15 protein-coding genes are annotated in these 17459 nt (G+C 60.9%); 14 read left to right on the top strand and 1 reads right to left on the bottom strand.

The window, feature by feature from the left end; genetic code table 11:
* Window positions 1-7 precede the first annotated feature (7 nt).
* Window positions 8-1228 (bottom strand): NAD-dependent epimerase/dehydratase family protein, encoded by a 1221-nt coding sequence (locus U5G49_RS17935; RefSeq protein ID WP_018243439.1) that lies wholly within the window; start codon window positions 1226-1228, stop codon window positions 8-10.
* Between the two features lie 119 nt (window positions 1229-1347).
* Here U5G49_RS17935 and ybgC point away from each other — a divergent pair, with 119 nt between their 5' ends.
* The 14 genes from ybgC to serA all read left to right on the top strand — a co-directional run bounded on the left by ybgC (window position 1348) and on the right by serA (window position 17451).
* The gene (gene ybgC, locus U5G49_RS17930) at window positions 1348-1803 is read left to right on the top strand and encodes a tol-pal system-associated acyl-CoA thioesterase (protein WP_018243438.1); all 456 of its coding nucleotides are present in this window, start codon (window positions 1348-1350) and stop codon (window positions 1801-1803) included.
* A 375-nt stretch (window positions 1804-2178) separates the two neighbouring features.
* Entirely contained in the window at window positions 2179-2898 is a 720-nt protein-coding gene (gene tolQ / locus U5G49_RS17925; protein ID WP_003542733.1) for a protein TolQ, read from the top strand.
* An 18-nt stretch (window positions 2899-2916) separates the two neighbouring features.
* Window positions 2917-3369, top strand: a complete 453-nt coding sequence (tolR, locus tag U5G49_RS17920) for a protein TolR (RefSeq protein WP_193444254.1) — start codon at window positions 2917-2919, stop codon at window positions 3367-3369.
* Window positions 3370-3377: 8 nt separating this feature from the next.
* On the top strand, window positions 3378-4514 hold the full coding sequence (locus U5G49_RS17915; RefSeq protein WP_112904920.1) for a hypothetical protein: 1137 nt from the start codon (window positions 3378-3380) through the stop codon (window positions 4512-4514).
* Between the two features lie 21 nt (window positions 4515-4535).
* Window positions 4536-5846 (top strand): Tol-Pal system beta propeller repeat protein TolB, encoded by a 1311-nt coding sequence (tolB, locus tag U5G49_RS17910; protein WP_026188517.1) that lies wholly within the window; start codon window positions 4536-4538, stop codon window positions 5844-5846.
* Window positions 5847-5999: 153 nt separating this feature from the next.
* Complete coding sequence (pal, locus tag U5G49_RS17905) at window positions 6000-6533, top strand: peptidoglycan-associated lipoprotein Pal (RefSeq protein WP_018243435.1); 534 nt, start codon at window positions 6000-6002, stop codon at window positions 6531-6533.
* A gap of 162 nt (window positions 6534-6695) precedes the next feature.
* Complete coding sequence (ybgF, locus tag U5G49_RS17900; protein WP_130717742.1) at window positions 6696-7685, top strand: tol-pal system protein YbgF; 990 nt, start codon at window positions 6696-6698, stop codon at window positions 7683-7685.
* Between the two features lie 11 nt (window positions 7686-7696).
* A complete protein-coding gene (gene tilS / locus U5G49_RS17895; RefSeq protein WP_193444253.1) occupies window positions 7697-9100 on the top strand; it encodes a tRNA lysidine(34) synthetase TilS in 1404 nt (467 codons plus the stop codon).
* Between the two features lie 96 nt (window positions 9101-9196).
* Window positions 9197-11128: an ATP-dependent zinc metalloprotease FtsH gene (gene ftsH, locus U5G49_RS17890; RefSeq protein ID WP_017989342.1), complete on the top strand. Its 1932-nt coding sequence runs from the start codon at window positions 9197-9199 to the stop codon at window positions 11126-11128.
* A gap of 241 nt (window positions 11129-11369) precedes the next feature.
* The gene (gene glmM / locus U5G49_RS17885; protein WP_193444252.1) at window positions 11370-12722 is read left to right on the top strand and encodes a phosphoglucosamine mutase; all 1353 of its coding nucleotides are present in this window, start codon (window positions 11370-11372) and stop codon (window positions 12720-12722) included.
* A 307-nt stretch (window positions 12723-13029) separates the two neighbouring features.
* Window positions 13030-13269: a hypothetical protein gene (locus U5G49_RS17880; RefSeq protein ID WP_018243432.1), complete on the top strand. Its 240-nt coding sequence runs from the start codon at window positions 13030-13032 to the stop codon at window positions 13267-13269.
* Window positions 13270-13566: 297 nt separating this feature from the next.
* Window positions 13567-14403 (top strand): outer membrane protein, encoded by an 837-nt coding sequence (locus tag U5G49_RS17875; protein WP_032980655.1) that lies wholly within the window; start codon window positions 13567-13569, stop codon window positions 14401-14403.
* 190 nt (window positions 14404-14593) lie between these two features.
* Window positions 14594-15772 carry a phosphoserine transaminase gene (locus tag U5G49_RS17870; protein ID WP_047622671.1) on the top strand — a complete coding sequence of 393 codons (1179 nt, stop codon included), beginning with the start codon at window positions 14594-14596 and terminating at the stop codon, window positions 15770-15772.
* Window positions 15773-15855: 83 nt separating this feature from the next.
* The gene (gene serA, locus U5G49_RS17865) at window positions 15856-17451 is read left to right on the top strand and encodes a phosphoglycerate dehydrogenase (protein ID WP_003542699.1); all 1596 of its coding nucleotides are present in this window, start codon (window positions 15856-15858) and stop codon (window positions 17449-17451) included.
* Window positions 17452-17459: the final 8 nt, after the last annotated feature.

The following is a 17459-nucleotide window of genomic DNA, read 5'->3' as shown; positions in this document are numbered from 1 at the left end:
GCGGCGCTCACGAGACGGATTTCAGCCGCTTGCCCTCCGGATCGTGATTGATCGTCGCGGCGATGTCCTTGGTCCAGGCGGAGACGGCCGGAACGCGGGCGCGGTCGACGCGATAGGCGAATTTCTTGGCGACGTCGACGATTTCGCCGAGCAGGCCTGCTTCCAGCGTGATCGGGTCGAGGCCGAGATCGCGGAATTTTTCGTTCCGGACGATCAGCTCGTTCTCTGCGGCTTCCTTGCGCGGGTTGGGCAACCAGGCAATGTTGGCGCCGCTCATCCTGGCGATCATCTCGGCGAGGTCGCGCACCCGGTGGGTTTCCGTCATCTGGTTGAAGATCTCGACGCGGGCGCCGCGCGCCGGCGGATTTTTCAGCGCCAGCTCGATGCAGCGCACCGAATCCTGGATATGGATGAAGGCGCGGGTCTGGCCGCCGGTGCCGTGTACCGTCAGCGGATAGCCGATCGCCGCCTGGATGAGGAAGCGGTTCAGCACCGTGCCGTAATCGCCGTCGTAGTCGAAACGGTTGATCAGCTGCGCGTGGCGGCGCGTCTGCTCGGTATGCGTGCCCCAGACGATGCCCTGGTGCAGATCGGTGACCCTCAGGCCGTCATTCTTCGCATAGAACTGGAAGAGAAGCTGATCCAGGCACTTGGTCATGTGATAGATCGAGCCGGGATTGGAGGGATAGAGGATCTCCTGGTTGACGGTCTCCCCGCCTGAAGTTTCGATGCCGACCGGCAGGTAACCTTCGGGGATCGCCGCGCCGACCGTCGAATAGCCGTAGACGCCCATGGTGCCGAGATGGATGAGATGGGCATCGAGATTGAGTTCCGTCAGCGCGTTCAGCAGGTTGTGCGTGGCGCTGACATTGTTGTTGACGGTGTAGTTCTTGTGGCGGTCGCTCTTCATCGAATAGGGCGCGGCCCGCTGTTCGGCGAAATGGATGACGGCATCCGGGCGGTGTTCGGAAAGCCAGTTTTTCAGGAGTTCGTAATCCTTGGCGAGATCGATCAGATTGAAGTGGATGCGGCGTCCGGTTTCGGCATGCCAGATGCGGGTGCGCTCCTGGATCGAATCCATCGGGGTCAGCGACTGAACGCCAAGTTCGGTGTCGATCCAGCGGCGGGAGAGATTGTCGAGGATATGGATGTCGTGACCGGCATCGGAGAGATGCAACGAGGTTGGCCAACCAATGAACCCGTCTCCGCCCATAACCGCAATCTTCATCGCATCGTCTCCTGATTGGTCGCTCATTATCGGGAATAGTTAGGAATTGTGACAATCATTCAATGCTTGCCTGTCGGGAAGCGTTGCGCCAAACAGGGCACCTGAGTTTGGAGAAAATTATGACGGAACGCCCTTTTTCCATTTCGGGAGAGCTGACGGAAGCCGGACACCGCCTCGTTCAGCGGGTCTATTATGAAGATACTGACTTTTCCGGCCTGGTCTATCACGCCCGCTACCTGCATTTCCTGGAGCGCGGCCGTACCGATTATCTGCGCTGCCTCGGCGTCGAGCAGCGCGAACTCGTCAGCGCCGATGAGGAGGGCCTCGTTTTCGTTGTCCACCGCATGGAGATCGACTTCAAGAGCCCGGCGCGCATGGACGATGTGCTGACGATCCTGACACACACGGAGAAAGCCGGCGGCGCCAAGATGGTGCTCAATCAGCAGATCCGCTCGGGCGAGACGCTGCTGATCGCCGCCAAGGTGATCATCGCCGTCATCAACGCCCGGGGGCGGCCAAGGCGGTTGCCGGAAACACTGGCAGCGAAATTCCTGGAAGGCAGCATGCCGCTATAGGCCGAATTGCCAAAAAATCGGACCTTGTCAAAACTTGAACTTTATGTGAAGGAATTCCCGCGCCGCAGGATGAGCGCTCTTTCGGCAGCCGGACCTTGCTCCGGTCAAGTAATCCATGGAACGAAATCTTCCAAATACAGGCTTACTGTCACAGTCCGGCACTAACGATCTATTAACCATAATGGTGTCTTACTGGGAAAGTCGGAGTTTGTGCGGTGCACGCCTTCCTTTGACCAAATTTGACGGCAAGAAGGCGGAAGATGAGCTTGGAAGTTTGACCAGGGCTTTGGGCGGCGGCCGCCGGACACTTCTTGCGAGATCAGTTTGTGCCGCCCGGTCCAGCACCGGGCGTTTGGATTCGGGGATTTTGGATCAATGGAACAAGTAGGATTGGCAGCAGCAACGACGGACGTCAGCCTCTGGTCGCTTTTCATGCAGGCCGGCATCGTCGTCAAGCTCGTCATGCTCGGGCTTATCGCGGCCTCGGTGTGGACATGGGCTATCGTCATCGACAAATACCTGGCTTATGGCCGCGCACGGCGCCAGTTCGACAAGTTCGAGCAGGTGTTCTGGTCGGGCCAGTCGCTGGAAGAACTCTACCGCTCGCTGTCGGAACGCAACAATACCGGTCTGGCGGCGATCTTCGTGGCTGCCATGCGCGAGTGGAAGAAATCCTTCGAACGCGGCGCCCGCTCGCCGATCGGCCTGCAGATGCGTATCGACCGCGCAATGGACGTGACGCTCGCCCGTGAGACCGAATTTCTCGGCGCTCGCCTCGGATCGCTCGCGACCATCGGCTCGGCCGGTCCGTTCATCGGTCTGTTTGGCACGGTCGTCGGCATCATGACCTCGTTCCAGGCGATCGCCGGTTCGAAGTCGACCAACCTTGCGGTCGTCGCGCCCGGTATCGCCGAAGCGCTGCTTGCCACTGCGATCGGCCTCGTCGCCGCTATCCCGGCAGTTATCGCCTACAACAAGTTCTCTGCCGATGCCGGCAAGCTCTCGGGCCGAATGGAAGGTTTCGCGGATGAATTCTCCGCCATACTTTCGCGCCAGATCGACGAGAAACTGCAGCCGCGCGCTGCCGCTCAATAACCAACGGAGTATTCTCACATGGGTATGGCTGTTGGAGGCAATGGCGGAGGCGGCGGACGCCGCCGTCGCGGCGGTCGGAACAGGGCCGTGATTTCCGAAATCAACGTGACGCCGCTCGTCGACGTCATGCTGGTGCTTTTGATCATCTTCATGGTCGCGGCACCGATGATGACCGTCGGCGTGCCGATCGACCTGCCGGAAACGCAGGCCAAGGCGCTGAATTCCGAGACGCAGCCGATCACCATCTCCGTCAAGAACGACGGCGAGGTGTTCCTGCAGGAAACACCGATCCCGGCGACGGAGATCGCCGCCAAGCTCGAGGCGATCGCCACCACCGGTTATAACGAACGTATCTTCGTGCGCGGCGACGCAACAGCGCCCTACGGCGTCATCGCCGACGTCATGGCCCGTATTCAGGGTGCAGGCTTCAAGAATATCGGCCTGGTGACGCAGCAGAAGAAGGACCAATAGCGCGCAAAATGAAGGCCAGTGTCATCACATCTGCTGTTTTGCACGGCCTGGTGCTCACCTGGGCGATGGTGTCGCTTGGCGCTCCGGAATCCTTCAAGGTAGAGGATTTCGAGGCGATGCCGGTCGATCTCGTGCCGGTGGAGTCCATTACCCAGATGCAGCAAGGCGACAAGAAGGCTCCGAAGAAGGAGACTTCCGCGCCCGTGCCGACGACACGGCCGCCGATCGCACAGCCGGCCGAGAATGCCGGCGACAACAATGTCGACCTGAAGACGCCGCCGGTCCCGAACGCCAAGCCCAGCAATACTGAAGCGGCTGCCGCCAATTCGAGCGACAAGCCGATGCCGAAGATCGATCCTAAGCCGAATGACGTCAAGGAGATCGTCAAGGAGGAAACGGAAGTCGAGCAGCCGAAGGAGGTTGCTTCAATTCCGCCGCCGAAGCCTGTCGAAGTGACGCCGCCGAAGCCCGAGGAAAAACCGCCGGAAGAACAGGCCAAGCCGGAGGAGCCGCCGAAGCCCGATGCCGAGGCGCTGCCGGACAATGTACCGACGCCTGTCGCCAAGCCGCAGGTGAAGCCGCCGGAACCACAGAAGCCGGTCGAAAAGCCGCCGGAAAAGATGCAAGACCAGCCGAAGGCTGCCGAAAAGCCGACCGAAAAGAAGAAGGCTGATCAGAAGCAGGAGACGGCGAAATCGGCTTCGGCGATGAAGAGCGACTTCAATGCCGATGAGGTTGCGGCGTTGCTGAACAAGACCGATCCTTCAGCAGGCGGTGCCAAGCGCTCGACGCAGGAGGCATCGCTCGGTGCGAAGAAGAGCAATGGCGGCTCCAAGCTTTCGATGAGCGAGATGGATGCGCTGAAGAGTGCCATCGCCGGCAATTGGTCTGTCATTCCCGGCATGGAAGGCGTGGGCGATGTTCGCATCAAGGTGCATATGAATCTCGATCAGGACGGCAACATCGTCGGCGAACCGGAAGTCGAGGCGGTCGGTGGCGATAACGAATCCACGCGTCGGGCACTCGCCGGCGGCGCTTATCGCGCCATCATGAAATCGGCTCCTTTCTCGTCGCTTCCAAAAGACAAATACGATGCCTGGAGCGAAGTCGTCGTCAACTTCGATCCCAGCGATCTAGGAATCTAAATGCTGAAAGGCTTTTCCTCCATGAACAAGTGTTCCTTCTTCCGCGCCATCATGGTCGCTGCAGGCCTGATGACCGCTGCCGCGTTCGCGACGCCGGCGAACGCTCTCGTCGAGATCAATATCAATAAGGGCAACGTTCAGCCGTTGCCGATTGCGGTGACGGACTTCCTGCAGGGTGACATGGGGGCGCAGGTCTCGCAGGTCATCGCCGCCGACCTGCAGCGTTCTGGCCTGTTTGCTCCGATCAGCAAGACCGCCTTCATCGAGAAGATTGCGAATCCTGACGCTGCGCCACGTTTCGAGGACTGGAAGGTCATCAACGCTCAGGCGCTGGTCACCGGACGGGTTACCCAGGAAGCGGACGGCCGCCTTCGCGCCGAGTTCCGCCTCTGGGATACCTTTGCCGGACAGCAGATGACTGGTCAGCAGTTTTATACGCAGCCTGAGAACTGGCGGCGTGTCGCTCACATCATTGCCGATGCGATCTACAAGCAGATCACCGGCGAGGAAGGCTATTTCGACACTCGTGTCGTCTTTGTCTCCGAATCCGGCACCAAGCAGCAGCGCAAGCGCCAGCTGGCGATCATGGACCAGGACGGCTTCAACATCCGCATGCTGACCGATGGCAGCGATCTCGTTCTGACACCGCGCTTCTCGCCGAGCCGGCAGGAAGTCACCTACATGTCCTTTGCCAACCAGCAGCCGCGCGTCTACCTGCTGCAGCTTGAAACGGGGCAGCGCGAGGTCGTCGGCAACTTCCCCGGCATGACCTTCTCGCCGCGCTTTTCGCCGGACGGACAGAAGGTGATCATGAGCCTGCAGCAGGAAGGCAATTCCAACATCTATACGATGGACCTGCGCTCGCGCACGACGACGCGGTTGACCTCGACGGCGGCGATCGACACCTCGCCCTCCTATTCGCCGGATGGAGCGCGTGTCAGCTTCGAAAGCGACCGCGGCGGAAAGCCGCAGATCTACGTGATGAATGCCGATGGCTCCGGCCAGACCCGCATTTCCTTCGGCGACGGATCCTATTCGACGCCGGTTTGGTCGCCGCGCGGCGATCTCATCGCCTTCACCAAACAGGCCGGCGGCAAATTCTCGATCGGCGTGATGAAGCCGGATGGTTCGGGCGAACGCATCCTGACGACTGGCTTCCACAATGAGGGCCCGACCTGGGCGCCGAACGGCCGCGTCCTGATGTTCTTCCGCCAGGCGGCAGGGTCGGGCGGTCCGCAGCTCTATTCGATCGATCTGAGCGGTTACAACGAGCAGCTTGTGAAGACGCCGACCTACGGTTCCGACCCGGCCTGGTCACCGCTTCTGGAGTAGGCGATGCACTGCCGCCTTCATGTCGCCCCAAAGTCATGGAAACCGGGCGGCTACGGGACAAATCAGTAAATCGTTAACCATAATCTTTGAGGGGCGGTTAACCGAGTGCGGTTACTGTCCGGAAACCCTGATGAAATCGCAAGGAGACCGGCCATGAGCCGAATTCATACCCCGGCAATGAGCCGCATGCAGAATTTCGCCCGCAACCCCGTCATGATCGCGCTTATCGCCGGTCTCGCGCTCGCAAGCTGCGCCAAGAAGCCGCCGAACAGCGCCGGCGACCTCGGCCTCGGCACCGGTGCTGGTGGGGCTGCAACGCCGGGCTCTGCCCAGGACTTCACGGTCAATGTCGGCGACCGCATCTTCTTCGATACAGACTCCTCGTCGATCCGCGCCGATGCTTCGCAGACGCTCGACCGTCAGGCCCAGTGGCTCGCCCGCTACCCGAACTACCAGATCACCGTCGAAGGCCATGCCGACGAACGCGGCACGCGCGAATACAACCTCGCGCTCGGCGCCCGCCGTGCGGCTGCCGCCAAGGACTATCTCGCTTCGCGCGGCGTCCCGGCGCAGCGCCTGAAGACGATTTCCTACGGCAAGGAACGTCCGGTCGCCGTTTGCGACGATATTTCCTGCTGGTCGCAGAACCGCCGCGCGGTTACCGTGCTTGGCGGCGCCGGCATGTAATTGCCGAGCAACAATTCGCTTTTCGACGGGCGGTCCCATCAGGGGCCGCCTTTTCTTTTTGACCACACTTTGGCCAGACTCCGTTGCTTTTTGAAAGCAATTGGAAAAATCTCCTGTTCGTGCCATCGAGGTGCGAAGAATCACTGGGACAGGACGATACATATGAAGAAACTTGTCGTGGCAGGCATGCTGTGCCTCGCGGCTGTGACCGGAAGCGAACGAGCGGCCTATTCCGCCTCGTTCTTCGGGCTACATCTCGGCGGCCGATCCGCGGAAAACCAGGCGGCGCCGCCTGTTGTCAAGGTGCAGAGCGGCGACGCGGAGGTCCGCGTGCAGCAGCTCGAAGAACAGCTGCGGCAGTTGAACGGCCGGATCGAAGAGATGAGCTTTCAGCTTCTGCAGATGCAGGAGACGATCCGCAAACAGCAGGAAGACAATGAATTCCGCTTCCAGCAGCTCGAAAAGACGGGCGGCGCCGGAGGTGCCACCAAGGCTCCTGTCAAGAAGAGCGAGACCGATGCCGCTCCGGCCGCCTCCGGCGGCGACGACATCGCCAAGGTGATTCAAGCACCGCAGGGAGCCGAAACGGCTCCCTCCACCAGCGTGCCTGAGAATAGCGGTCTCGGCCAGCCGCCGAAGGAACTCGGCTCGATCGATTTCGATCAGAGCGGTAATCCGATCGGCGGAAGCGTCGACGAAAATGCCACAATCGGTTCCGGGCCGATTCCCGAGGCCAACACCAAAACGCCGCAGCAGACCGCCTCGCTCGGCAGCGAAGCCGACCAGTACAAGGCCGCCTATGGCCACGTGCTGTCCGGCGATTACAGCACGGCCGAACAGGAATTCACGCAGTATATCACCCGCTACCCGAGCAGCGCGCGGTCGGCGGACGCCAATTTCTGGCTCGGCGAAGCGCTTTATTCGCAGGGTAAGTACAATGAGGCGGCCAAGACCTTCCTCAATGCGCACCAGAAATACGGTACATCGGAAAAGGCGCCGGAAATGCTGCTGAAGCTCGGCATGTCGCTTGCCGCCCTCGACAATACCGAGACGGCCTGTGCGACACTGCGCGAAGTGTCGAAGCGTTATCCGAAGGCGTCGCGTGCCGTCATAAGCAAGGTTGCGAGCGAACAGAAGCGCCTCGCCTGCTAAGGTCTTCCGGAATGTCTCCGGAAGCAACATCGCCTCAACTGGCGATCCTCCAGTTTCTCACGTCGCTTCAAAGCCCTGCGCGCATTCTCGTCGCGATATCAGGCGGCAGCGATTCCATCGGCCTGCTTCTTCTTCTCGATCAAGCCGTAAAGGCCGTGCCCCATCTCAAGATTTCGCTTTGCGCTGCGACCGTCGATCATGCGTTGCGCGCCGGCTCCGCAGACGAGGCGCATGAAGTCGCAGCCCTCTGCGCATCGCTCGGCATTCCCCACACCATCATGATCTGGCAGGGCGACAAGCCGAAAACCGGCATCATGGCTGCGGCCCGAGAGGCACGTTATGGCTTGCTTGCGACCGCCGCCACAGACCTCAAAGCCGATCTCATCGTCACGGGGCATACACTCGACGACCAGCGCGAAACACTACAGATGCGGGGGATGCGAACAGAGCAGGTTTCGACCGGTATTGCAGATGCAGTGCTCTTTGACCGGCGTTTCTGGATTTTACGTCCGCTTCTTTTTTCCACCCGGGCGGATATCCGCGCTTTCCTGAAAGAGCGGGGCGTGCCGTGGATCGACGATCCCAGCAACGAGGACACGAAGTACGAGCGTGTGCGGATGCGCCGGCAGCTTTCGGCCGATGCAGGCATGACGAAGGATATCAGCGCGGCTTGGGAGGAGCGGCTGGCACTGTCGTCCAGAGGAGCCGAATGGCTGGATCGTCATTTCCGGCTTCACGGCGGCCTGCTCGGGCAGGTGATGCCTGACGGGTTGCGGCTGGATCGCGCAGTCCTCGACTATGCACTCGCCCGTCTGGCAGCCGTTTTCGGTGGGCAGCCGTTTGCGCCGGGGAGGGGGCATATGGAGCGTATCCTTGCATTTGCCACCGGCAGCAAGCCGGGACGGATCACCGCTGGCAGGGTCGTGTTCGACCTGCGGCGTGACGGGCTTTATCTGGCGCGCGAGAGCCGGGGGATATCGCCGCTGGCATTGCGGCCGGGCGAGGCCGGGGTTTGGGACGGCAGGTTTTATGCGCGCAATGGCTCGGTCGCATCAATTGAAATCCAAGCCGCTGCTGCACACGCGCAAGACACTTCACGCTTTATTGAGCCAATCACCGCGCAGACGCGCGGTGCCTGGATTCCGGTGACGAGCACAGGAATGAGGGAGTATATGCAGCGCCTTCCCAAGAGCGCATGGAAGCGCGCTATCGCTTCGGCGCCGGTGTTATCCGCCGAAGAGAGCCTTTTATCTGAGGAATCCGCCCGCATGGTCGAACTAACACCCTATTTCGCACCCTTCGACCGCTTTTTGACACGATTTGACTTCATCTTTGCCAATAGGCTTTCGGCGGTTTTCGCGACGGCGCCCTATGCGAGGCTGCCTTTAAGAAGTATTGACGGAAAAACCATCTGACTTGGGGGATCGCCTTGGCAACGGCACGGCGCAACCCTATGTTAGAAACGAATAAGACGGTCGCCATGAGGCGGCTGTTCCATGCTGGGGAGTTCAATGAACCCTAACTTACGTAATTTCGCCTTGTGGGCGATCATAGCGCTTCTGCTGATCGCCCTTTTCAGTATGTTTCAGACGGCGCCGGCGCAGACGGGCTCCCGCGAAATCCCTTATTCGCAGTTTCTGCGTGAGGTCGATGCGGGCCGCGTGAAGGATGTCGTGGTCACGGGCAACCGTCTCTCCGGAAGCTATGTTGAAAATGGCACCACCTTCCAGACCTATTCACCTGTGATCGACGACAGTCTGCTCGATCGCCTGCAGTCGAAGAATGTCCTGGTTTCCGCCCGTCCTGAAACGGACGGCTCTTCGGGTTTCCTCAGCTATCTCGGCACGCTTTTGCCGATGCTTCTGATTCTCGGCGTCTGGCTGTTCTTCATGCGGCAGATGCAAGGCGGCTCACGCGGCGCGATGGGCTTCGGCAAGTCCAAGGCCAAGCTTTTGACTGAAGCGCATGGCCGCGTGACTTTCGAAGACGTCGCCGGTGTCGACGAGGCCAAGCAGGATCTCGAGGAAATCGTCGAATTCCTGCGTGATCCGCAGAAGTTCCAGCGTCTTGGCGGCAAGATCCCGCGCGGCGTGCTGCTCGTCGGCCCTCCGGGCACCGGCAAGACGCTGCTCGCCCGCTCGGTCGCCGGCGAAGCCAATGTGCCCTTCTTCACCATTTCGGGCTCCGACTTCGTCGAAATGTTCGTCGGCGTCGGCGCAAGCCGCGTGCGCGATATGTTCGAGCAGGCGAAGAAGAACGCGCCCTGCATCATCTTCATCGACGAAATCGATGCCGTCGGCCGCCATCGCGGCGCCGGTCTCGGCGGCGGCAATGACGAACGCGAGCAGACGCTGAACCAACTGCTGGTCGAAATGGACGGCTTCGAGGCGAATGAAGGCGTGATCCTGATCGCCGCCACCAACCGCCCCGACGTGCTCGATCCTGCGCTGCTGCGTCCCGGCCGTTTCGACCGTCAGGTCGTCGTTCCGAACCCCGACATCGTCGGCCGCGAGCGTATCCTCAAGGTGCATGCGCGCAACGTTCCGCTGGCGCCGAATGTCGATCTCAAGATTCTCGCCCGCGGCACGCCCGGTTTCTCCGGCGCCGACCTGATGAACCTTGTCAACGAAGCCGCCCTGATGGCCGCCCGCCGCAATAAGCGCGTCGTCACCATGCAGGAATTCGAAGACGCCAAAGATAAGATCATGATGGGCGCCGAGCGCCGTTCTTCGGCGATGACCGAGGCGGAAAAGAAGCTCACCGCTTACCATGAGGCCGGTCACGCCATCACCGCGCTCAATGTCGCCGTCGCCGATCCACTGCACAAGGCGACGATCATTCCGCGCGGCCGTGCGCTCGGCATGGTCATGCAGCTTCCCGAGGGCGATCGCTACTCGATGAGCTACAAGTGGATGGTCTCGCGTCTTTGCATCATGATGGGCGGCCGCGTTGCCGAGGAGCTCACCTTCGGCAAAGAGAACATCACGTCGGGTGCCTCTTCCGACATCGAGCAGGCGACCAAACTTGCCCGCGCGATGGTCACGCAGTGGGGCTTCTCCGATCAGCTCGGTCAGGTCGCCTATGGCGAGAACCAGCAGGAGGTCTTCCTCGGCCATTCGGTTTCGCAGTCAAAGAATGTTTCGGAAGCAACCGCGCAGAAGATCGACAACGAAGTGCGCCGCCTGATCGACGAAGCCTATACCCAGGCCCGCACGATCCTGACGGAAAAGCACGACGAATTCGTCGCTCTTGCCGAAGGTCTGCTCGAATACGAGACGCTGACCGGCGAAGAGATCAAGGCGCTGATCCGCGGTGAAAAGCCTTCTCGCGATCTCGGTGATGATTCGCCGCCGAGCCGCGGCTCGGCCGTTCCGAAGGCCGGCGCACGGCCTGCCACCAAGGGTGACGAGCCCGAAGGCGGCCTCGAACCGCAGCCGCATTGAACAGCGGCACCAATCCGAACAAGGCCGGATTTCCGAAGTGGGGGATCCGGCCTTTTCTATTGGTAACGGGATATAATCATTTTTCTTGCTAATTTACGTGCTGATCGCCGCATTTTGTGGCATTCCGCTGAATTGAGGCAAGCATGAATCACGCTCGTGGATTGACGACGTTCCACTGAAGCCGGATTCGCTTGGAACGGTGCGCTGCCTTGAATGGCGCGCGGAAAGCGCAGGAGTGCAGATGAAAAGACGCTATTTCGGTACGGACGGCATTCGTGGCCAATCCAACGTCTTTCCGATGACGCCGGATCTCGCCATGCGGGTCGGCATTGCCGCCGGCACGATCTTCCGCCGTGGCAACCATCGCCATCGCGTCGTTATCGGCAAGGATACGCGCCTTTCCGGCTATATGCTTGAGAACGCCATGGTCGCGGGCTTCACGGCTGCCGGCCTCGACGCCTTCATTCTCGGCCCGATCCCGACACCAGCTGTTGCCATGCTGACGCGCTCGCTGCGCGCCGATCTCGGCGTGATGATCTCGGCGTCGCACAATCCTTACGAGGATAACGGCATCAAGCTCTTCGGTCCCGATGGCTACAAGCTTTCCGACGACATCGAGGCCGAGATCGAGGATCTGCTCGAAAAGGATCTGAATGCGCAGCTTGCCAAATCCGATGATATCGGCCGCGCCAAGCGCGTCGACGGGGTGCATGACCGCTATATCGAACATGCCAAGCGCACGCTGCCGCGCGACGTGACGCTGCAGGGTCTGAGGATCGCGATCGATTGCGCCAATGGTGCTGCCTACAAGGTGGCACCCGCCGTGCTCTGGGAGCTCGGCGCCGAGGTCGTCACCATCGGCAACGAGCCGAACGGCACCAACATCAATCTCAATTGCGGCTCCACCAGCCCCGTCGCGCTGCAGAAGAAGGTCGACGAGGTGCGCGCCGATATCGGCATAGCGCTCGATGGCGATGCCGACCGCGTCATCATCGTCGATGAAAACGGCTCGATCGTCGACGGCGACCAGCTGATGGCCGTTATCGCCGAGAGCTGGGCCGAGAGCCTGCAACTGCGCGGCAACGGTATCGTCGCCACCGTCATGTCCAATCTCGGCCTCGAACGCTTCCTCGACGAGCGCGGCATGGCGCTTGCCCGCACGCGGGTCGGCGACCGCTACGTCGTCGAGCATATGCGCCAGCACAATTACAATGTCGGCGGCGAGCAGTCCGGCCATATCGTGCTTTCGGATTACGGCACGACCGGCGACGGTCTCGTCGCGGCGCTGCAGATCCTGGCCGCGGTCAAGCGCACCGGCCGGACCGTCAGCGAGGTCTGCCGTCGCTTCGAGCCGGTGCCGCAGCTCCTGCGCAATGTCCGCATCAGTGGCGGCAAGCCGCTGGAGGATATCCAGGTGCAGAAGGCGATCGCCGATGCCGAAGCCGAACTGGCCAGGAACGGCCGCCTCGTCATCCGCCCTTCGGGCACCGAGCCGCTGATCCGCGTCATGGCCGAGGGCGACGACCGCGCCCAGATCGAGCGCATCGTCAACGAGCTGATCGGCACGATCTCGAACGTCCGGACCGCCGCCTGATTTTTTAGGGACGAAATTTCAAAAGCCGGTACGTAGGTGCCGGCTTTTTCGCTGTTGGCGCCTTCGGTTCGAAGATCCACTCCGGATGGACTTCCCGCCGAAACCGTTTCCGCCCTTCCGAAGACAACATGTCAATGAATTGCCAGCTTGGCTTCCGGTAGGGAGCAAGCGTCGGCAACTGCACCATGTCGGGCGCGGTGAACACTGAGGCGGCGTCCGCGGAAGTCTGCCGATATCTTTGGCGACAGCGCTGTCAACCGCCACACGCGGATGCTACACGGCGGCGTTTGCATTCAAAGGAAATATCATGAAAAAATTGGTGCGCCTGCTGCTGACGATCGCTCTCGCATTCGTCGTCTTTACTGGTTTCCGGTGGTATCGCTACATCAGCAACACCGACAGCCCTTACGATGAAATCGGCATCACGCTCAACAATGCCATGCCAGGCCCGATCAATGCCTGGGGCTGTGCTCAGCTGAAAACGACCTTTGGCACCTCCTTGCCACCGTACGGCTGCGCCGCCGAAAACGCGACGCAATGGAAGTAACAGCAGGATTCGCCGAGTGGAGCAGCCGATCCATCTGACGGCGAAGGAAACCGACTTAACCATTTGACAGCAGCGGACTTCATGGCGTTGCAGCTGGCGGTCTTCGGCAAGTGCGGCGGCTGCCAGCCTTCGGCCGACCTTCACCATGTCGAGGAACTTGCTGCCAATCTTTCTCTTAACGTTTCTTCCTATTTATAGTTAAGCAGCTTTTAACGTTTCCCATTCATTATCCATACGAAGCGTACCAGATTGGCAGCGACTGAGCCTGCCGACGCAACGGATTTTGGAGTGGGATCCATGAAAAGAAGCTTGTCCGGCATCTTCGCCGCATTGTTGATCGCGACAAACGCCTATTCCGCGGACCTCGCCCCTGCCGAGCCTATCCCGGAGCAGCCGCCTGAGGTGACGGTCACCGAAGCGACCGGCTGGTACCTGCGCGGCGATGTCGGCTATGCCTTCACCGATCTGCGCGGCGCCCGCTATTTCCAGGGCAGCAACGCAACGGAAGTCGATTTCGACGACGCCGATCTGGATGATGCATGGACCATCGGCGGCGGTGTCGGTTATCAGATCAACAGCTATCTGCGCACCGATCTGACCTTCGACTATCTCACCCAGGCGGATTTCAAGGGCTCGACAGTCGGGCAGTGCGGCTTTCCTCTGGTGGACTGCACCTCGAGCGACCGCTCCTCGCTGACAGCCTATACGCTGCTCGCCAACGCCTATGTCGATCTCGGCACCTACGGCTACGTCACGCCTTATGTCGGCGCCGGTATCGGTGGTTCCTATGTGAAATGGAAGAACCTGCGCAACGTCGCCTGCGCCGATGACGGCAGCTTCTGCGACGACCAGGTCACCCACGGCGGCAAGGGCAACTGGCGCTTCACCTACGCCCTCATGGCCGGCGCTTCGATCGACGTGACCTGCAACATCAAGGCCGATGTCGGCTACCGTTACCTGCATATCGATGGCGGCAACATGTTCGGCTATGCCGAAAATGGCGGCCCGGGCCGCGACAAGGGTCTCAGCGCCCACGAAGCTCGCGTCGGCGCCCGTTATCTCTTCGGCGGCTGCGCCCAGGCGAGCTATGAACCACCGCCGGAAATCCCGCTGCAGCAGCCTGTCTACAAGTAAATTTGATCGCCTGACACCAGAAGCCGCCCCCAACCGGGCGGCTTTTTGCATTGTGGCCGCCCTACCGCCCTGCGTCAAAATATGTTCCGCCCGCGACACTTCGATCTTGACTATGACGTGTCGGATCCATACACACGGCGGCGGGACACCCTTCCCCAACGAAGGGCTTTCTATCTGAGAGGATAGCATCATGGCGAAGACCGCAAAGCCGGACATCCGTCCGCACAATACCCATTTCTCTTCTGGCCCTTGCTCGAAGCGCCCCGGTTGGTCGCTCGAAGCCCTTTCCGACGCGGCCCTTGGCCGTTCGCACCGCGCGAAGGTCGGCAAGGCCAAGCTCAAGCAGGCCATCGACCTTACCCGTGAAATTCTTGAAGTGCCGGCGGATTACCGCATCGGCATCGTTCCGGCGTCCGACACCGGGGCCGTCGAAATGGCGCTCTGGTCGCTGCTCGGCGAACGTGGCGTCGACATGCTCGCCTGGGAAAGCTTCGGCGCCGGCTGGGTCACCGATGTCGTCAAGCAGCTGAAGCTCAAGGATGTGCGCAAGCTCGAAGCCGGTTACGGCGAGCTTCCCGATCTCTCCGCCGTCGATTTCGACCGCGACGTCGTCTTCACCTGGAACGGCACAACCTCGGGCGTGCGCGTTCCGAATGCCGATTTCATCCCGGCCGACCGCAAGGGCCTGACGATCTGCGACGCCACTTCGGCGGCTTTCGCACAGGAACTCGATTTCGCCAAGCTCGATGTCGTCACCTTCTCCTGGCAGAAGGTTCTGGGCGGCGAGGGTGCGCACGGCGTCATCATTCTTTCGCCGCGCGCCGTCGAGCGTCTGGTCACCTACACGCCGGCCTGGCCGCTGCCGAAAATCTTCCGCATGACCTCGGGCGGCAAGCTGACGGAAGGCATCTTCCAGGGCGAGACGATCAACACGCCGTCGATGCTCTGCGTCGAGGACTATATCGATGCGCTTGTCTGGGCCAAGCAACTCGGCGGCCTCAAGGGGCTGATCGCGCGTGCCGATGCCAATGCCAAGGTCATCCACGATTTCGTTGCGGCAAACGACTGGATCGCCAATCTCGCCGTCAAGGCGGAAACGGCCTCCAACACCTCCGTTTGCCTGAAGATCGTCGACAAGGACATCGCAGCCCTCGATGACGACGGCCAGGCGAATTTCGCCAAGGGTCTGGTCGGCCTCCTGGAAAAGGAAGGTGTCGCCTATGACGTCGGCCATTACCGCGACGCGCCGTCCGGCCTGCGCATCTGGGCCGGCGCCACGATCGAGGCATCCGACATGCAGAAGCTGATGCCCTGGCTTTCCTGGGCCTTCGAGACGCAGAAGGCGCAGCTTAATCAGGCTGCCGCCTGAGGTGATCGCATCCGGCTCCGCCATAGGGCGGAGCCCAGCATTCCTGATTCATTCATCGCTGAACACTTTTGAAGGAGGCCCTTATGGCACCTCGCGTTCTCGTATCCGACGAATTGTCGGAAACCGCCGTCCAGATCTTCCGCGACCGCGGCGTCGAAGTCGATTTCGAACCGCAGCTCGGCAAGGACAAAGACCGTCTGCTCGAAGTCATCGGCAAGTATGATGGCCTGGCCATCCGCTCTGCCACCAAGGTGACGGAAAAGATCATCGAGGGGGCGACGAACCTCAAGGTCGTCGGCCGTGCCGGCATCGGCGTCGACAATGTCGATATCCCGGCCGCCTCGCGCCGCGGGATCATCGTCATGAACACGCCCTTCGGCAACTCGATCACGACAGCCGAACACGCGATCGCGCTGATGTTCGCCGTCGCCCGCCAGCTTCCGGCAGCCGATACCTCGACGCAGGCCGGCAAGTGGGAGAAGTCGAAGTTCATGGGCGTCGAGATCACCGGCAAGACGCTCGGCGTCATCGGCGCCGGCAATATCGGCTCGATCGTCTGTGCCCGCGCCATCGGCCTCAAGATGCACGTCGTCGCTTACGATCCGTTCCTGTCCAAGGAGCGCGCCGAGGAGATGGGCGTCACCAAAGTCGAACTTGAAGAGCTTTTCGCCAGGGCCGATTTCATCACGCTGCATGTGCCGATGACCGACAAGACGCGCGGCATCCTCAACAAGGAAGCGCTGGCAAAGACCAAGCCCGGCGTGCGCATCATCAACTGCGCCCGCGGTGGCCTGGTCGATGAGGCAGCGCTTGCCGAAGCAATCAAGTCGGGCCATGTCGCGGGTGCCGCCTTCGACGTGTTCGAGGTCGAGCCCGCCAAGGAAAGCCCGCTCTTCGGCCTGCCGAACGTCGTCTGCACGCCGCATCTCGGTGCCTCGACGACCGAGGCGCAGGAGAACGTCGCTTTGCAGGTGGCCGAACAGATGGCGGACTACCTCGTCAATGGTGCAGTCTCCAACGCCATCAACATGCCGTCGATCACGGCCGAGGAAGCGCCGATCCTGAAGCCCTTCATCCGCCTTGCCGATGTTCTCGGCGCCTTCGTCGGCCAGGTCACCGAAGAGCCGATCAAGGAAATCGAAATCCTCTATGACGGCATCACCGCCAACATGAACACGCGGGCGCTGACAAGTGCTGTTCTCGCCGGCCTCATCCGTCCGCAGGTCGCCGACGTCAACATGGTTTCGGCGCCGATCATGATCAAGGAAAAGGGCATCGTGCTTTCCGAGGTCAAGCGCGACAAAACCGGCGTCTTCGACGGCTACATCAAGCTGACGGTCACGACCGAAAGCATGACGCGCTCGGTCGCCGGCACGGTGTTTTCGGACGGCAAGCCGCGCTTCATCCAGATCAAGGGTATCAACCTCGATGCCGATGTCGGCTCGCACATGATTTACATCACCAATACCGACGTTCCCGGCATGATCGGCTTCATCGGCACGACGCTTGGTGCTGCCGGCGTCAACATCGCCAACTTCCAGCTCGGCCGTGACAAGCAGGGCGGCGACGCCATAGCACTGCTCTATGTCGACGGTAAGGTTGATGACGCCGTGCTTGCTGAGTTGACCGCCCACCAGGCGGTTCGCCAGGCAAAGCCGCTGACCTTCAATATCGACTGAGTTTTTCC

The organism is Rhizobium indigoferae, from assembly GCF_034554815.1.
GTDB classification, from domain to species: Bacteria; Pseudomonadota; Alphaproteobacteria; order Rhizobiales; family Rhizobiaceae; genus Rhizobium; species Rhizobium leguminosarum.
This window is presented reverse-complemented; position numbering and strand designations above follow the sequence as displayed.